Raw genomic sequence first — 15,988 nt, forward strand, 5'->3', positions numbered from 1 at the left:
TTAGCTAATATGAAATTAGCACAACTCACCGCTTACCTGGAAAGCCTGGCCCCTTTGGCCTACCAGGAAGAATACGATAATTCGGGCCTGATCGTCGGGCATCCCGACTCGGAGATCCACCAGGCGCTTATCTCGCTGGATTGTACCGAGGCCGTGGTGGACGAAGCCATTGCCACCGGCTGCCAGGTGATCGTATCGCACCATCCTATTGTATTTAAAGGCTTAAAAAAGTTCAACGGCAAAACCTATGTGGAACGCGTGGTGGAGAAAGCCATTCGCCATAATATTGCTATCTACGCCATCCATACCAACCTCGATAACATCATGACTGGGGTTAACGCCCGCATTTGCGAAACACTTGGCTTAAAGAACAGCCGCATCCTGGCACCCAAACACCAACTGCTTAAAAAATTGGTTACCTATGTGCCCGTTGCCCAGGCCGAAGAAGTTCGCAGCGCTTTATTTGCTGCCGGTGCCGGTAATATTGGCAACTACAGCGAGGTGAGTTTTAATGCAGAGGGTTTTGGCACCTTTAAAGGGAACGAGCATACCAACCCCTACGTAGGCGAACCAGGCAAACGCCACCGCGAGCACGAGATCCGCATAGAAAGCATTTACCCCGCCAACCTGGAGAGTAAAATTATTATGGCGCTGGTGCTCTCGCACCCGTATGAAGAAGTGGCTTACGATCTTTACCCCATTACCAACCAGCATCAACAGGTGGGCAGCGGCATGATAGGCGAACTGGAGAATGCCAAAAATGCCGACGCTTTTTTAGCTTTTGTGAAAGAGAAGATGCACGCCAGCGTGATAAGGCATACGGCATTTACCGGCAAACCCATCAAAAAAGTAGCGGTGTGCGGAGGCTCGGGAGGGTTTTTATTGAAGCAGGCAATAGCAGCCGGAGCGGATGTTTTTATCACTGCCGATTACAAATACCACGAGTTTTTTGATGCCGAAGGAAAAATAGTGATCGCAGACATCGGACATTTTGAAAGTGAGCAATTTACGCAACAATTATTGTATGAAATTATTCAAAATAAATTTGTTAACTTTGCGGTCCGTTTAACAAAAGTGAATACAAACCCCGTCAAATATTATATTTAATGGAACAAACCGTAGAACAAAAGCTTAAAGCTTTATACGACCTGCAAACCATCCACACCAAAGTTGATAAAATTCGCCAGGTACGTGGTGAATTACCTATGGAAGTTGCCGATCTGGAAGATGACGTAGCCGGATTAGAAACCCGTATACAAAAAATAAAAAATGAACTTGATGATCTTGAGGACGAAATTGTAACCCGCAAGAACCTTATCAAAGATTCACAAGCCAACACTAAAAAATACGAAGCCCAGCTAAACGAGGTTAAAAACAACCGCGAATACGATGCTATCTCCAAAGAAATTGAGATACAAGGCTTAGACATACAGGTAAGCGAGAAAAAAATTCGTGAGTTTGGTTTTGAGATCTCTTCTAAAACTGCCATTTACGAAAAAGCACTGGCCGACCTTGATGCCCGCCGTGCAGATCTTGATGCCAAAAAAGACGAGTTAGGCACCATTACCGCCGAAACCGAAAAAGAAGAAAACGAACTGACCGCGTTAGCTGAAAAAGCTATCCCGAACATAGAGGAACGTTTACTTACCGCTTACAACCGTTTACGCGGCAACGCAAAAAATGGCTTAGCTGTAGTAACCATTCAGCGCGATTCTTGCTCTGGTTGTTTTAACCAGATCCCGCCACAACGCCAGTCAGATATCCGTCAGCGCAAAAAAATTATCGTTTGCGAGCACTGCGGCCGTATCCTGGTTGATGAACTGATGGCTTTGGAAGAAGAGAACGTATAACAAGCAACCAACTATAAATTTATATTTAGAAGGCCCCAGCTATGGGGCCTTTTTTGTTGGCATTTAAATGGAATATACACTTAACCATTGCCGCGCCACATCAATAGTTATTTGCTCGATATTGTTGATATCAGCTCCTTCCCAATAATGCTGGTAATCTTTATTATAATCTAAGTCTCCCCAAGCCCAATTCAATAATCTAAAGTCGAATAGTATATTGCTGCTATCTGTATCGATAGAAATGTCTGTTATTTCAGCCAAGCTACGCCTGATCGAGCTACCACTGCTAATTAATGAAACAAGATAGTGCGCATAACTAACAATGCCACTCTCGCCACTTTTTGGCTGTAAGTTTAGCTCTGATAAAGCGGCATTCAAATACTTAATTGTTTCAAAATAATTACATGGTTTTGAAAGTCCGGCCAATATCAAAATGTTTTCATTTTCATATCCGAGGGTTATCATCTCAATAGCCCAGTCGATAGATTCGCAAGCATTGAAATTAGTAATCACCGGGTAGGCGATCATTTTGTTGGTAAGGGCACTAATAGGCATAACCAAATATAGTTAACGGATGCTGCAAATAAACAGTTATATTCTTCTAAAACATCCCGTATGCTTCGCATCTTTTGCGTAGAAAACATCGAATCGGATTTCAGCACTGCGGCTGTATCCTGGTTGATGAGCAGATGGCTTTGGAAGACGAGAACGGATAACACGCAACCAAAATAAACCTAATATATAGATGGTTCCAGCTATGGAGCCTTTTTGTTGGATACTTGTTTTGTGCGAGGGAAAACTATCCATGTACTTGCGCCCTTTATCCATTTACCCGTAACGGGGTATGCTGCACCTTTGTATTGTCAATAACGACAAACAAAAACAAAGCAAAATGAAAAAGCAATTTTTAATACCTACCCGCGAAGAAGTTACCCCAACCAACCAGGCCATTTTTGATAACCTGAAAAAAGCACTTGGCTTTGTGCCAAACCTGTACGCAACCATCGCCTATTCTGATGCAGGCCTTGCCCGCTACCTTGCCTATCAAAACGCAAAAGCAACGTTGACTAATAAAGAGAAAGAAGCTGTTAACTTAATTGTAAGCGAAGTAAACGGATGTTCATACTGTTTAAGCGCGCATACCGTAATTGGCAAAATGAATGGTTTTACCGATGAACAGATCTTAGATTTCCGCAGGGGAAAAAGCGAAAATCCTAAGTTGAATGCACTGGTACAATTAGCCGACGACATCACCCGCAACCGTGGTAACGCCGCAAATGAAACCGTAAACAACTTTTACGCCAACGGTTACACCAACGAAAACCTGGTAGATTTAATTTTACAGATAAGCGATAAAACCGCTATGAATTACCTGCACAATTTAACAGATATTGCGGTAGATTTCCCACTGGCACCGGCATTGTAATAATGCCGCCCGGCTTAAGTAAATTAAAGATGAGCACAGAAAATAAAAGATACCCGCTACCGCCATTTAATATGGAAACCGCCTCACAAAAAGTACAGGCGGCAGAGGATGCCTGGAACACCCGCGACCCGGAAAAAGTGAGCCTTGCCTACACCATTGATTCGGAATGGCGCAACCGCACCGATTTTATAAACGGGCGCGAAGAGATAAAAGCCTTCCTGGCCCGCAAATGGGAAAAGGAGCTGGATTACAAGCTGAAGAAAGAACTTTGGGGCTTCCGTGAGAACCGTATGGCGGTGCGCTTTGAATACGAATGGCACGATGAGGCCGGGCAATGGTATCGCAGCTACGGCAACGAGCTTTGGGAATTTGACGAGAACGGCTACATGCAAAAACGCTTTGCCAGCATAAACGATATGCCCATTGCCGAAACCGACCGTAAATTATAAGTAATGACAGATCAGCAGAGCTATACGCTGGTTAACCCGCAAACGGGTAACCTTGCCTTTAAGCTTGTCAACTTTACCGATAATAGTTATTTCGACCATGTGCAGCGGAATAACTATTATTCGCTTATTTGGGTAAGGCAGGGGAGCGGTAATGCACGGGCCGATTTTAACGACTATGCTTTTACCGCGAATACGCTGTTTGCCTTTTCGCCCTATCAGCCTTTTATGTTTACACCAAAGGATGGAATAGCCGGGCTCGCACTTCATTTTCACCCCGACTTCTTCTGTATCCACAAACATCAAAAAGAGGTGGCCTGTAATGGTGTTTTGTTCAACAATATTTATAACCCGCCTTTTTTATATTTAGACGAGCCTGCCTCCGCTACGCTGGAAATGCTGCTGACACAGATCCGCGCCGAAATGCAGAACCCGGCCCTGGCGCAGTACGAGTTGCTGATATCTTATTTGAAAATATTACTGATAACCGCATCGCGCTTAAAAACGCAGCAGCAGCCCGAAGCGGAAAAAGCAACAGCCGGCAGCAAGGAGCCTTTTATTCTGCAGAAGCTAAAGGATTATATAGAGCTTCATTTTAAAACCCGCCACGCCGCGGGCGAATATGCCGATCTGCTTAATATTACACCAAAGGCCCTGGCCAAGATAACCAAGGCGCATTTCAATAAAACATTAACCGACCTGATAGCCGAGCGCATCATCATTGAAGCCAAACGCGAATTATACCTCACCAACAAACCCGTAAAAGAAATTGCCTACGAACTGGGGTATAATGACGAAAGCTACTTTAGCCGGTTCTTTAAAACCAATGCCGACGTAAGCCCGCAAATGTACCGGGACACGGTTGGGTTTAATAGGATGGGGTGAAAACTAAGAGGGTGTGGTAAAAGCACTATTTATGAGAGCTTTTTTGTAGGTAGTGGCCTTGGTTTTTGTTGACTTATGATTAATGTCTTATCTTCGATGAACATTAGCAATTAGGCGTTGATAGACTACGTATGGTAAAAAATATTCTAAATAAAAACGTTGTCGAGTTTTTTGCAGGTATCGGCTTGATGCGTGCAGGCCTTGAGAAGGCGAATTGGGATGTTGTTTTTGCAAACGACATAGACCCGGTTAAAAAGCGCCTTTACGTTAACAATTTCGTCGATGCCAAAAGCCATTTTAGCTTAGAAGATATACACAAACTCTCACCAACCTTAATTCCAGACGTGGCATTAGCTACAGCTTCTTTCCCATGCACCGACCTTTCTTTGGCCGGTCGCAGAGAAGGACTAAGTGGTAAACATTCCTCCGCTTTTTGGGGCTTTATCGATATATTAAGGGGAATGGGCGAAAGGAAGCCTCCATTGGTGCTTTTAGAGAACGTTGCCGGATTTTTAACCTCAAATGATGGGAACGACTTTAAAGACGCATTGCTGGCTTTAAATGAAGTTGGATACGCTGTAGACGCATTTATAATTAATGCCGCTAATTTTGTTCCTCAAAGTAGAGTTAGATTGTTTGTAGTGGGTAAGCGTGTTAATCAAGGGTCAGAACGATTTAAAATCCGACATTATTTTCCAGCTACGGAGCTACGTCCCGATAAAATTGTAAAATTTATCTTTAATCACCCAGATATCAACTGGGATATAAATCACACATTGCCATCCTTGCCGATTTTAAGCAGCTCATTAAAAGACATTGTACAAAATATTGATGAACAATCCGATACTTGGTGGAGTGAAGAGAGGCGAAATTATTTTTTGAGTCAAACGTTCGATCGCCATTTAGAAAAATTGATGGAGTTAAAAAGCGCTATTGGCTATACCTATTTTACAGCATTTAGACGCCTTAGAAATGGAAAATCAATGGCCGAAATTAGATTTGATGGAATAGCAGGATGTTTACGTACACCCAAAGGAGGGAGCGCCCGTCAAATCTTAGTACGGGTAGGGAAAGGAGAAATTAAAGTCAGGTTGCTGAATCCTACAGAGTGTGCTCGACTTATGGGTGCCGATGATTTCAAAATATCAGGAACAGCAAATGAGGCGCTATTTGGTTTTGGAGACGCTGTTTGTGTCCCTGTTATATCCTGGATAGCACAAAATTATCTCGAACCTGCTCTAATAAATATTGCTAATACTAAGGAGAGAAAACCTTCGGAAATAATTGGAGACTATGCAAAACCTGCCTGAAGAATTTATAAACTGGTACCAATCTTTAAAGCAAGTTAAGGCTAATAGTGGACCCGCAAATGGAAGCATTGCTACCGCTTTGGTGGTATTGCATCGCTTGCAAGACGACTACGATCTTGATTTCAGTAAACACGTCGCAAACGGTGGTATGCAAATCAAGGGCGCAAGTGGGGCAGCGGTGGCCGCTATACTCAAATCTTTTGGAGAGGAGAGACCATTCGCAAAAGAAGGTGGGCGCACTAATCGAGGAGGTCCTTCAGAAGTTAAATCCTTGTTGTTATCGCTGAAAGAATTGAATCTCGACTCTTTAGATGAAATACAAAGAGGAGACGCGCTAATATCAATGCAGCGTTTCCTCGTTGATAAGGTAATCGATTTTCACAATAGGCAAAAGATAAAACTTGTGTTTAATTCGCATCTTTCAACTTGGTATAATATTCATAATTTATTAAAAGTGGCGGCGCAAGAAGGCAAGTCTGGCTACATCGCACAACACTTGATCGGGGCTAAATTACAATTACGTTTCCCCGAAATTGTAATATCCAATGAGTCGGGAAGTACTGCTGATATGCAAACCAATCGACCAGGAGATTTTTTAATAGGACAAACGGCTTTTCATGTCACAGTAGCGCCAATGCCTGCCGTTTATGAAAAGTGCAAAGACAATATTTCTCAGGGATTTAAGCCTTTTTTGCTTGTTCCAGATAATAAATTAATTGGTGCGAGGCAAAATGCCGAACAAGTGTGTCAGCAACAGATTGCTGTCGAATCAATTGAATCGTTTGTGTCCCAAAACATTGAAGAAATTAGTATTTTCGATCGGACCAATATCGGACTGAGGATGAAGGATTTAATAGAAATATACAATCGACGGGTCGATTCCTCAGAAACGGACAAATCGCTGATGATAGAAATGCCATCCAACCTTATATAGCTCGCCGAGCTAACTAAAACATCCCCATCTGCTTGCCGCCCGTCGGCGTAAACAAGCTCAGGTCATACGAGGGCATTTCCCTTCCCGCTAAAAAGCGCACACAGGCCATACGGTACAATTGGTGGATAGAGTTGGCCACATGGCCATCGCCGCTCATGCGGCGGCCAAATTCGCTATCGTTCAGGTTGCCGTTGTGGCAGGCTTTTATCATGTTCAGCACCTTCTCGGCCCGGTCCGGGTAAGCTTTGTGTACCCAATCGGTAAATATTTCGGCAATGCTGCCGTTGAGGCGTACAATGGTGAATCCGGCGGAGAGGGCACCTCTATCTGCGGCGGCTTTAATAATATCGGGGATCTCGTTACTGTTTAGGCCGGGAATAATGGGCGCCACCATTACCCTTACGGGGATTCCTTTTTCTGATAGCTTTTGTATTACCGCTAACCTGCCCATGCCGGTTACGGTACGCGGCTCCAGCTTTTGGCGAAGCGATTCGTTTAACGAGGTGATGGAGATATTTACATGCGCCAGGTTCATCTGCGCCATTTCGGTTAAAATATCTATATCGCGCAGCACCAGGTTGTTTTTGGTGATGATGCTTACCGGGTTGCGGTATTTGAGGAATACCTGCAGCAGCGAACGGGTGATCTTCAGCTTGCGCTCGGTAGGCTGGTAACAATCGGTATTGCCCGATAGTACGATGGGCACGGGCTGGTAGCCTTTTTTATTAAAATGTTTTTCCAGCAGTTCGGCGGCGTTGCGCTTTACAATGATCTTGCGCTCAAAATCCAGCCCTGCGCTAAAACCAAAATACTCGTGGGTGTTACGGGCGTAGCAATAGATACAGCCATGTTCGCAGCCCTGGTAAGGATTGATGGAAACAAAATGGCTCAGGTCCGGGCTGTTAGATTCGCTTACTATCTTTTTGGCGTTCTCTTCAAAAAGCTGCGTACGGGTATCTTCCAGCAACTGTTCGTCCAGCCCTTCAATGTGGTCCAGTACGTATTTCTGCTTTAAAAACTTGTTGTGTGTGTTTACCTGGGCGCCTCTTCCCTTAAAAAACTCCCCGTTCTCCTCATGTGCCATGAGAACAAATTTGCTAATTATTTTAGCAAATTACAACTGTACCAAATTGTTTTTTATGGCGTAAAGTACCAGGCCAACGCGGCTTTTTATTTGCAGTTTTTCAAAAAGCTGGTCGCGGTAGCCATCAACGGTGCGTGCGCTGATGCACATGTGGTCGGCAATTTCTTTGTAGGTAAGTTCGGTACCGGCAAGTTTTAAAAATTCCAGCTCGCGGCTGTTAAGCTTAATTTCGTCGGCATTGCGGTTAAAGCTGTTTACGAGGTGGCGGGTAACAAACTCGGGGTAATAAATTTCGCCCTGGGCTACTTTGCGGAGGGCGCTTTCAAACTCGTAGGGTTCGGCATCTTTAAGCAGGTAGCCCTTTACGCCGAGCTTTACCATGGTTAAAACCTTTTCGGCATCCTCAAACATTGATAATACAATTACACAAATATCGGGATAGTTTGATTTTAGCCAGCGCGCGGTTTCTATGCCGCCCATTACCGGCATATTTATATCCAGTAAAATAATATCGGGTTTTAGCTGGGGGGATAGCTTGCGGGTAAGTTCTTCGCCATTGGCGGCTTCAAAAAGGATCTTGTATCCGCCCAGGCTATTTATTAACGACACCAGCCCACTTCTGAACAGGCGATGGTCATCAACCAGCACTATTTGTATAGCTTCCGTCGGCATAAGTTTGTTGTAAGAGGGGGTCAATACTAATTGTAATACAACAACCCTTATCCTTTTGCTGCTTTAGTAGCAACAGCACAGGTAAAGGCTGCTCTGTTCTGCCTGTTTTTAATGCCCGACGTGCCGTTTTTTAGTTATATCATCAAAGAAATCGGCGCTGTCATCAGCGAGGGTTAAGTTAAATAAATGTGAAGAATACCACAAACAAAATTTAAACTGTTTACCTGGGCGTGTTTAAGTGCGCTTTGCAGCCCGGATCAGCCTGGTTCCACACCCTTGCGAAAACACAGGAACGCAACCGCCAGGCACGAATAAAGGATGGCATTTGAAGAATTGGCAATGCCCCGAAACAGTAAAAAATAGTTGTAGTTATTTTTATAGGCCATGTAGGTATAGGAGGCAAAGAACATAAAGGTAATAATGCAAAAAAACAGCAGCCCAGTATTTACCCAAAAACCGGGTAGCCGAATAATAGATAAGGGTTGCAAAGTGTAATGCATCAATTCCGAAAAATACAGGCAGCACAAAACAATAAGCACTACGTCCTGCAGCAGGATGCTCATGGTATCGAGTTTCCAGAAACCCTGAAAAAAAGCCATGTTGGTAATGGAGAATACGATAGTAAAAACGATGGCCGCCCCCAGGTGTTTTTTAAACACGGGTGTTTTTAGCTCCCCCAGCAAAAAGAGCGCGTTAAATAAAAAGAAAATTGCCATTTGGATATTAGCGACCCATAAATTAGAGTGGTTAATGCTGAACCAGTTACGGATAGTGCCGAACTCATAAACCACTATAAAAAACAAAAAAGGCATAAAATAACTGTATGGTGTCCCCTTCATTTTTGGCCATTGCACAACGGCAGCAATAAAAGCCATCAGCTCAAATAAAAAGTAGAGGTAGTCTGACCACAACATCGGCGGCAATATACGCATTCGGCTTTACCGGCAATTAGAGTTAGGAGATAACGCCGCAAAAACCTACGGTGCATACCGGCTATTAGCTATGTTGCGCTATGGGTTCGATGATAATGGTGATGGCGCAGCCCTTACCCGGCTCGCTGCTTATATTGGCAACGCCACCAATAAGAGCGGCCCTGTTCTGCATGTTTCTGAGGCCCGAGCCTCCGGTAGTCAAGTTGTCGATGGAAAAGCCCGCCCCGTCATCAGCGATGGTTATTTGAAATGAGTTTTCAGTATATTTCAGGTTGATCTTAAACTGTTTGGCACCGGCGTGTTTGAGTGCGTTGTTCAGCGCCTCCTGGAAGATCCGAAAGATCACCAGCTCCCGTTCGTCGCCCAAACTAAAGGCTTGCCCATTAACATCCATCACGGCATCCATAATGCTGCTTTTGTTTATCCGCTCTACCTCTATAGTAATTGTTTTTACAAGGCCAAGCTGAGCGATATGTTCAAAGCTGAGGCTTTTAGAAAGGTCGCGCAGATCGCCGATGGCCTGGGCAACCAGTTTGCGGCTTTCATCTATTTTATGAGCCTTATCGGTTTCGTTTAAATTGCCGGTAAGTGCCAGGTTGAGTTTCACAAAAGAGAGCACCTGAGTAATATTATCATGGATCTCCTGGCTCACATAGTGCAGGGTTTGCTCCTGCATTTCTATCTGGGTTTTAAGTAGCTCCTGGCTAAAAGCCGCCTTAAGCTGCTCTTGTTCCATGTGGTATTTGTTATGCCTGCGCTGGTAAAGGAATAAAAAGCCAATAATAAAAATGGCCAACAATAACAAAATAACCGTACCGGCTACGATAACCGAGATGATTCCCTGATCTGGTTGAGGCATAAAAAGCAAGTAATTAAACAACCATATAATATCGCGTTAGCTACATTAGTAACAAACCTCCAAACGTACAAGTAAGTAAGGTTATGCTTGTATGCCATATAGCTGAATGACACAAAAAATAAAAATTCGCCCACATAGTAAAATAACACCCCGGTGTTTAGCCAAAACCCGGGGTGCTTTATAAGGCTGAGGCTGCTGCTAAAGGGCACTTCCAGTAATTCCCAAAAGTAGCGACCCGTGATAAGTATTATGAATATCGTTTGTAAAATTATCCCGCTGATATTAAGGTTCCAAAAGCCGTGTATAATAAACAGGCTGAAAATGTTGTAAACAAAGAAAACACCAACCGATATAAGTATTCCCTTTTTATACGCGGGCGATGTAATAATATTGCGGATGAACATGCTGTAAAACAAAAACTCAAAAATAGCTACGATATTAATTATCCATAAATTGCGGCCCTTTACCACAAACGCGCCGTAGAGCGTACAGGTTTCGTACGACACAATGATGATCAAAAAAGGTAAAAAATATTTATAAGGCGTTTTTAAAAGCGCCTTATATTTAAAGCAGGCAGTTGCCAATGCCAAAACTTCAAAACAATAGTAAATATCAAGCTCCATATTGCTGGGGGAAACACCCCGCAATATAATGTTTAAATACAGCAAACGGTATAGTTGTTAAATACTTCCACAAATATCTGGCGGGCACATCTTGCCCCTGTCTAACCCTTCGCCTGTAAGCTCACCGCCCGTAAGTAATGCATTTTGCCTGAGTTTTGTCGGTAGATGGTTCAGCAGGTCTTGGGGCGCATCGGCCGAGCCTTTTGTTGCAACCAATACAGCCATAAGGCGGTTGTGCTCGTGGTCTGCAATATCTGTAAGAATACTGGCCTTATCATGTAAGCCAAAATAAATACGCAGGCCGTAATCGGTATCACCGGCTTTATAACCGTTATCGGCAAAAAGCTGGTCAACACGCTCTTTTGAAAACCAGATTGACCGAGTGTCGATACTGGTATCTAACGGTGCTATAGAACCATCTTTACGGGTAATGTGCAATTTTTTAAAAAGGTTGTTTGATAGGAGTTTAATCAGATCTGCTGATACTGCTGGGGATGACATAGTTAAATTATGATTAAGGGTTTAAAACTGTTTTCTAAGTTAGGATTTGGCGTTCAAATTAAGAGGGTGTTTTCACGGTATTTTTCACCGTTAAAACCGCGATTTTTTTGGGTGTTCTGCTTCTTTCGGCGCTGCCAATTATGGCGTTACTTTGACATATCAGATAATTAGTTGATTGTGCCTCTGCTTAAGGGTTACCACCCGGGCAAAGGAAAAAAAGTGTTACAAGCGCTTAGGCTCAAATAAGCGTTTAAAGTTAATCCCTACTTCGGGGGAATTTAGGGACGGAAGGAATGGTTGGGGGGCAATGCGCCCCCCGCGCCTCCTTCCAATTTAAATCATCTATCCCTCAACAAAAAGGCCCTGCATCTACCAGCAACAATTTAGGCCCCTTGTGCGTTATCCACCCATGCGCAAGTTTTTGCAAAAACTTTTATATAAACCCGTAGTACGGCTTACGGATAAATATTCGTCGAGACCAAGCAAAAAACGGGTGGATAAAGCGCTGAACGCGCTTTATAAAAGCATTACAACCCGGCCCGGCAAAAAAGGGCTGGTGATACCGTTTGATGCCAGCCACGATAAATTCATCATCCTGTCCGATCAGCATAAGGGCGCCCGGGATGGTGCCGATATCTTCGCGCATTCGGAGCGCAACTACCTGGCGGCGCTGGATCATTATTACCGGCAAGATTTTACCTACATCAACCTTGGGGATAGCGAAGAACTTTGGGAGAATGTTTTTTTAACCGTGAAAAGGCACAATAAAGCGACTTTCCTGAGGGAGAAGCTTTTTATTGATCAGGAAAGATTCATTAAAATATTTGGCAACCACGATCTGTATTGGGGAAACGATCCGCTGGCGATGGTGAGCCTGGCGCAAATTTATGGTAAGGTGATAAGAGTGTACGAGGGCGTGGTATTACAAACCACCATAAATAATAAGCCGCTCTCCATTTTTATGACACACGGGCACCAGGGCGATCTGCAAAGCGATGGCAATTGGTTTAGCAAATGGTTTGTGTCTGATGTGTGGGGTCCACTACAGGGTTACCTGCGCATTAACCCTAATACACCAGCCTTTAATAACAAAATGAAAACTGACCATAACCGTATTATGTACGAATGGAGCAGCCAGCGAAAGGATCTGCTGCTGATAACCGGGCATACGCACCAGCCCGTGTTCCGGTCGTTAACGCAGTTGGAAAGCCTGTATATCAGCCTGGATAAAGCGAAAGAAGCGAACGACACCATAAAGACAGTCGAATTAGAAAGAGAGATAACCGGCCTGCACCTAAAGGGAAATACCCCACCCGATTTTAACGGTTACCTTGATACCTATTTTAACACAGGCTGCTGCTGTTTTGATGACGGAGATATTACCGGGATAGAAATTGAGGGCAAGTGTATCAGGCTGATCAAATGGACGTACCATAAAAAGGTGAGCGAAAGAATTGTATTGGAAGAATGTGAGCTGGGAGATCTGAAGCTCGAATAGAATCAAGATACAAGAATCAAGAAAAGGAAGAAGAGAACATAACACGTGGGAAAAAGACTATTAGTTATTGAGGCAAGTCTTGGTTCTTGTATCTTATATCTCTCAAGCTCCTTATCCGTCCAGCAAAAAAACAAATAGCTCTTTGGGGCCGTGGGCGCCTAAAACCAGTGTTTTTTCTATATCTGCGGTGCGGCTTGGGCCGGTAACGGTGGTGATCATAGATGGCAGGCGTGTGCTGTATTTTTCTTTGATGAGTTTAAAGCCATCTTTAAGATCCAACACCAGCTGCGAAGTGTAGGCCAGCACAATGTGTACCGGTGGATAAATGCTTAGCCTGCGGCCCGCCGCGTTGGCGTTAGAAAGCAATATGCTGCCATTGCGCGCTATTAAAGCTTCGCACAGGGTAAAGCCAACATCGGCCTGCTCAAAATCTTTATCGGTTTCAAAAAAGGGGTATTCGTAGGTATTTAGCACTTGCTGCAGGGCGGGTTCCCAGCAGTATATTTTATGCCATTTGCGTTCTTCGGCGAGCTCCAGTAAGTTCTCAATAAATTGTACTTCGTCTTCACAAAAAACAAACTGTCCGCTTACCGCTGTAAATTGTTCTGCAAAAACCACCTCCAATATTTCATCATTGGGTGGGTACATAGGCTGGTCTTCCAGGTTGGGATAGGGGTTGTCGCGCTTCTCTAAAAGCGCCTTGCGCACTTTCTTAAGCAGTTTTTCTTTCGATGTAGTGATATCCCTCATAATATGTTAAAAGTAAAAAGTCTAAAGTTAAAAGTAGTCCTCGCAGGACTTTTACTTTTAACTTTAGACTCTCAACTTAAAAAAATTAGTCCTTTGCTGTTGTATCGGTTTCTCCCGGGTTTCTTGAGAAAGTACCCGAATGATCGTTAACCCCTTCATGTACTAAGCTTTGCGCAACCGGCTCCTGGTTAGATTCGCCTTCGCCGTTTACAAACTCATCGTAAGTGGTGCGGTTATCAAAAGGGCGCTTGCCTAATAGTTCTTCCAGATCTGATTGGAAAAGAATTTCTTTTTCTATCAGCTTATTAGCCAGTTTCTCCAAACCTTCGCGTTTGTCTATCAACAATGCTTTGGTACGGGCGTAAACCTCTGCTATTTGGTTGCGTACTTCGGTATCGATCAATTCAGACGTTTTTTCTGAATATGGTTTGTTAAACTGGTACTCGCCTTGCTGATCGTTGAAGGATACATTGCCAACCTTCTCATTCATACCATAAATGGTAACCATGGCGTAAGCCAGTTTGGTAATGCGCTCCAAGTCGTTCTGTGCACCGGTAGAGATCTTACCAAAGGTGATATCCTCGGCAACGCGACCGCCCAAGGTCATACTCATGCCGTCAAGCAATTGCTCGGTAGTGTATAAGAATTGCTCTTTTGGCAGGTACTGCGCGTAACCCAGGGCTGCAACACCACGCGGAACGATAGAAACTTTCACCAAAGGATCGGCGTGCTCCAGGAACCAGCCAGCTATAGCGTGGCCCGCTTCGTGGTAAGCAACAATGCGTTTTTCTTCCGGCGAAATGATCTTGTTCTTTTTCTCCAAGCCACCTATTACACGGTCAATAGCATCCTGGAAATCCTGCATGTCAACAGCCTCTTTGTTTTTACGGGCGGCTATCAAGGCTGCTTCGTTACAAACGTTGGCTATTTCGGCACCTGCAAAACCAGGGGTTTGTGCCGATAATTTTTTAGCATCCACACCATCTGCCAGTTTAACCGGTTTTAAGTGTACTTTAAAGATTTGCTCGCGGCCAACCAGATCCGGTTTATCGATAGATACCTGCCTGTCGAAACGTCCCGGGCGCAATAAAGCGGAATCCAGCACATCCGGGCGGTTGGTAGCTGCAAGGATGATGATACCAGAATCGGTACCGAAACCATCCATCTCTACCAATAACTGGTTCAGCGTGTTTTCGCGTTCATCGTTACCACCTACAATATTGTTTTTGCCACGGGCGCGGCCAATAGCGTCTATCTCATCAATAAAGATGATACATGGCGCTTTATCCTTTGCCTGGCGGAACAAGTCACGAACACGTGATGCACCCACACCCACAAACATCTCCACAAAATCGGAACCTGAAAGAGAGAAGAAAGGCACTTGCGCTTCGCCTGCAACGGCTTTGGCTAACAAAGTTTTACCCGTACCCGGCGAACCAACCAGCAATGCGCCTTTTGGTATTTTACCACCCAGGTTGGTGTATTTTTTGGGGTTTTTAAGGAAATCTACAATTTCCATTACCTCTTGTTTAGCTTCTTCCAAACCGGCAACATCATTAAACGTAACCGATACCTGGGCCTCTTTATCAAACAAGGTAGCTTTTGATTTACCGATGTTAAAGATCTGGCCACCCGGGCCGCCACCGCCACCACTGCCCATACGACGCATGATGAATAACCAAACACCTACCAGCAGTACTGCCATGATGATGCATTGTACCAGCCAGTTGCTCAGCAAATTCTCTTTGCTTTGCAAATACTCTATAGAGGTAACCTGCCCATCGCCCACAGCCTTATCGGCATTGGCTATAGATTGTTTTAGGCTCTCGTAAGATGCATCGGTAAAATAATATTGCGGGCCATCGGCATTTAGTTTTAAAGTGCCCTGATTTTTATTGGCATCGGCGTATTCGCCTTTTGTTTTTAAACTATCTGCTTTAATGTAAACCTCTGCAACCACCAGGTCGCCGTTTTTGTAGGCACTAATGTGGTCCACATCGCGGGTCTTCAGCATTTTGCCGGCAAACCGCTGAAAGTTTATGGGCTTGCCGTTATTGCCGCCCAAAAAGGTTGGCACCACAAGTAAACCAATAATAGCAATGGCGTAAAGCCACATCAGGTTAAATTTTGGCGGTTTTGGCGTTATTTTTTTAATCGGTATTTTCCTTATCGGTTTTTGGCCATCGGCCTTTTTATCTTTTTCCATTTTCTACAAGCT

General features: G+C 44.2%; 17 protein-coding genes. 8 read left to right on the plus strand and 9 right to left on the minus strand.

Going from position 1 to position 15,988, the window contains the following annotated elements; translation table 11 throughout:
• The first annotated feature begins 9 nt into the window (after positions 1–9).
• Both ABIX36_RS19715 and ABIX36_RS19720 read left to right on the plus strand, forming a co-directional pair.
• A complete protein-coding gene (locus ABIX36_RS19715) occupies positions 10–1,107 on the plus strand; it encodes a Nif3-like dinuclear metal center hexameric protein (RefSeq protein WP_348083888.1) in 1,098 nt (365 codons plus the stop codon).
• Positions 1,107–1,850 carry a C4-type zinc ribbon domain-containing protein gene (locus tag ABIX36_RS19720; RefSeq protein WP_348083889.1) on the plus strand — a complete coding sequence of 248 codons (744 nt, stop codon included), beginning with the start codon at positions 1,107–1,109 and terminating at the stop codon, positions 1,848–1,850. The genes ABIX36_RS19715 and ABIX36_RS19720 overlap by 1 nt, the downstream gene beginning before the upstream one ends.
• Positions 1,851–1,913: 63 nt before the next feature.
• Here ABIX36_RS19720 and ABIX36_RS19725 read toward each other — a convergent pair whose 3' ends face one another.
• Complete coding sequence (locus tag ABIX36_RS19725; RefSeq protein WP_348083890.1) at positions 1,914–2,405, minus strand: hypothetical protein; 492 nt, start codon at positions 2,403–2,405, stop codon at positions 1,914–1,916.
• Between the two features lie 337 nt (positions 2,406–2,742).
• Between ABIX36_RS19725 and ABIX36_RS19730 the strand changes: the two genes are divergently transcribed.
• The 5 genes from ABIX36_RS19730 (at position 2,743) to ABIX36_RS19750 (ending at position 6,851) form a co-directional block, all read left to right on the plus strand.
• On the plus strand, positions 2,743–3,276 hold the full coding sequence (locus tag ABIX36_RS19730; RefSeq protein ID WP_348083891.1) for a carboxymuconolactone decarboxylase family protein: 534 nt from the start codon (positions 2,743–2,745) through the stop codon (positions 3,274–3,276).
• 29 nt (positions 3,277–3,305) lie between these two features.
• The gene (locus tag ABIX36_RS19735; protein ID WP_348083892.1) at positions 3,306–3,725 is read left to right on the plus strand and encodes a nuclear transport factor 2 family protein; all 420 of its coding nucleotides are present in this window, start codon (positions 3,306–3,308) and stop codon (positions 3,723–3,725) included.
• Positions 3,726–3,728: 3 nt separating this feature from the next.
• Positions 3,729–4,607: a helix-turn-helix domain-containing protein gene (locus ABIX36_RS19740; RefSeq protein WP_348083893.1), complete on the plus strand. Its 879-nt coding sequence runs from the start codon at positions 3,729–3,731 to the stop codon at positions 4,605–4,607.
• A gap of 131 nt (positions 4,608–4,738) precedes the next feature.
• Entirely contained in the window at positions 4,739–5,917 is a 1,179-nt protein-coding gene (dcm, locus tag ABIX36_RS19745) for a DNA (cytosine-5-)-methyltransferase (RefSeq protein ID WP_348083894.1), read from the plus strand.
• The gene (locus ABIX36_RS19750; RefSeq protein ID WP_348083895.1) at positions 5,901–6,851 is read left to right on the plus strand and encodes a DUF4928 family protein; all 951 of its coding nucleotides are present in this window, start codon (positions 5,901–5,903) and stop codon (positions 6,849–6,851) included. The genes dcm and ABIX36_RS19750 overlap by 17 nt, the downstream gene beginning before the upstream one ends.
• Before the next feature lie 13 nt (positions 6,852–6,864).
• On the opposite strand, the gene ABIX36_RS19755 is transcribed toward ABIX36_RS19750, so the two are convergent.
• The 6 genes from ABIX36_RS19755 to ABIX36_RS19780 form a co-directional block, all read right to left on the minus strand.
• Positions 6,865–7,935, minus strand: coding sequence for a PA0069 family radical SAM protein (locus ABIX36_RS19755; protein WP_348083896.1), 1,071 nt, complete (start codon positions 7,933–7,935; stop codon positions 6,865–6,867).
• 30 nt (positions 7,936–7,965) lie between these two features.
• Positions 7,966–8,607 (minus strand): response regulator transcription factor, encoded by a 642-nt coding sequence (locus tag ABIX36_RS19760; RefSeq protein ID WP_348083897.1) that lies wholly within the window; start codon positions 8,605–8,607, stop codon positions 7,966–7,968.
• A gap of 257 nt (positions 8,608–8,864) precedes the next feature.
• A complete protein-coding gene (locus tag ABIX36_RS19765) occupies positions 8,865–9,539 on the minus strand; it encodes a hypothetical protein (RefSeq protein ID WP_348083898.1) in 675 nt (224 codons plus the stop codon).
• A gap of 64 nt (positions 9,540–9,603) precedes the next feature.
• Positions 9,604–10,398, minus strand: a complete 795-nt coding sequence (locus ABIX36_RS19770) for a sensor histidine kinase (RefSeq protein ID WP_348083899.1) — start codon at positions 10,396–10,398, stop codon at positions 9,604–9,606.
• The gene (locus ABIX36_RS19775; protein WP_348083900.1) at positions 10,359–11,021 is read right to left on the minus strand and encodes a hypothetical protein; all 663 of its coding nucleotides are present in this window, start codon (positions 11,019–11,021) and stop codon (positions 10,359–10,361) included. Before ABIX36_RS19775 ends, ABIX36_RS19770 begins: the two co-directional genes overlap by 40 nt.
• Positions 11,022–11,078: 57 nt before the next feature.
• Complete coding sequence (locus tag ABIX36_RS19780; protein ID WP_348083901.1) at positions 11,079–11,522, minus strand: hypothetical protein; 444 nt, start codon at positions 11,520–11,522, stop codon at positions 11,079–11,081.
• A gap of 409 nt (positions 11,523–11,931) precedes the next feature.
• Here ABIX36_RS19780 and ABIX36_RS19785 point away from each other — a divergent pair, with 409 nt between their 5' ends.
• The gene (locus ABIX36_RS19785) at positions 11,932–13,020 is read left to right on the plus strand and encodes a metallophosphoesterase (RefSeq protein ID WP_348083902.1); all 1,089 of its coding nucleotides are present in this window, start codon (positions 11,932–11,934) and stop codon (positions 13,018–13,020) included.
• Between the two features lie 111 nt (positions 13,021–13,131).
• On the opposite strand, the gene ABIX36_RS19790 is transcribed toward ABIX36_RS19785, so the two are convergent.
• Both ABIX36_RS19790 and ftsH read right to left on the minus strand, forming a co-directional pair.
• Entirely contained in the window at positions 13,132–13,770 is a 639-nt protein-coding gene (locus ABIX36_RS19790) for a lactate utilization protein (protein WP_348083903.1), read from the minus strand.
• A gap of 85 nt (positions 13,771–13,855) precedes the next feature.
• Positions 13,856–15,976 (minus strand): ATP-dependent zinc metalloprotease FtsH, encoded by a 2,121-nt coding sequence (ftsH, locus tag ABIX36_RS19795; protein WP_348083904.1) that lies wholly within the window; start codon positions 15,974–15,976, stop codon positions 13,856–13,858.
• Positions 15,977–15,988 lie beyond the last annotated feature (12 nt).

Origin of the sequence: Mucilaginibacter sp. (assembly GCF_039925265.1) — a bacterium.
Classification (GTDB): domain Bacteria; phylum Bacteroidota; class Bacteroidia; order Sphingobacteriales; family Sphingobacteriaceae; genus Mucilaginibacter.